We start from the raw sequence: 1,330 nt of genomic DNA, 5'->3' as shown, positions 1-1,330 counted from the left end.
CTGAGCGAGGTGGTGGTGCCGGTTACCGTGGCGTTGACGCCTGCCAGGGCCATCGGGGTTGCGAGCAGGTCGGCACCGTAGACGGCGCTGCCGCCGCTGCCCGAGAGCGGCGCCGCGCCGGTGCTGTTGCTGCTGCTGTCGATCAGGGTGGCGGTGAGGCCGGGAGGCTGGCCGTTGAAATTGGCGACCGGATCGAAGCGCAGGTCCACGCCCTGCGACAGGACCAGGGCGTTGCCGGCCGACAGGTCGGTGGCGATGGCGGTCCAGTGGATGCCGTCGGTGGAATATTGCCAGCTGCCCTGGGTGGTCGCGTTGGCGGTGTTGCCGGTGATGGCGACGCCGGCCAGGGTGTTGGCGGTCGAGGCGGTGGGTCCGCCGGCAGCCTGCTGCTGGTCGGCGGCGTCGCTGAAGCTGGGGTTGAACAGGTCGTGGACGGTGGCGGACGGGGGCGCGGCTGCGTCCTCGATGCCTGCCGCCAGGGTCTCGGTTTCCTTGCCCGCGACCACAATCGGGGCGTCGTTGAGCTGGGCAACGGAGGTGTCGAGGGTGACCGATGCGGTGCTGAGCGAGGTGGTGGTGCCGGTTACCGTGACGTCGACGCCTGCCAGGGCCATCGGGGTTGCGAGCAGGTCGGCACCGTAGACGGCGCTACCGCCGCTGCCCGAGAGCGGCGCCGCGCCGGTGCTGTTGCTGCTGCTGTCGATCAGGGTGGCGGTGAGGCCGGGAGGCTGGCCGTTGAAATTGGCGACCGGATCGAAGCGCAGGTCCACGCCCTGCGACAGGACCAGGGCGTTGCCGGCCGACAGGTCGGTGGCGATGGCGGTCCAGTGGGTGCCGTCGGTGGAATATTGCCAGCTGCCCTGGGTGGTCGCGTTGGCGGTGTTGCCGGTGATGGCGACGCCGGCCAGGGTGTTGGCGGTCGAGGCGGTGGGTCCGCCGGCAGCCTGCTGCTGGTCGGCGGCGTCGTTGAAGCTGGGGTTGAACAGGTCGTGGACGGTGGCGGACGGGGGCGCGGCTGCGTCCTCGGTGCCTGCCGCCAGGGTCTCGGTTTCCTTGCCCGCGACCACGATCGGGGCGTCGTTGACCGGGGCGACCTGGATGGTCAGGGGCGCGGTGGTGGCGCTGATCGAGGAGGTGCCGCCGGCATTGTTGACGTCGACGCCAGCCCGTACGGTCGTGGTGCCGGCCAGGTCGGCGCCATAGACGGGGGTGCCGCTGTCATCCGTATAGACCGGCGCCGCGCCGGTATCGTTGTTGCTGCTGTCGATTGCCTGGACCGTCAGGGCGCCGGGCTGGCCGTTGAAGTTGGCCACCGGCACGAAGTCGAGTT

At 70.6% G+C, this 1,330-nt stretch carries 1 protein-coding gene; it reads right to left on the bottom strand.

The features are described 5' to 3' along the window. The coding region (locus tag HLH27_RS16860) for a hypothetical protein (RefSeq protein WP_456305497.1) at positions 1-1,330 on the bottom strand (1,330 nt) is incomplete at both ends.

The organism is Gluconacetobacter takamatsuzukensis (assembly GCF_014174275.1).
In the GTDB taxonomy this organism is placed as follows: Bacteria; Pseudomonadota; Alphaproteobacteria; order Acetobacterales; family Acetobacteraceae; genus Gluconacetobacter; species Gluconacetobacter takamatsuzukensis.
This window is presented reverse-complemented; position numbering and strand designations above follow the sequence as displayed.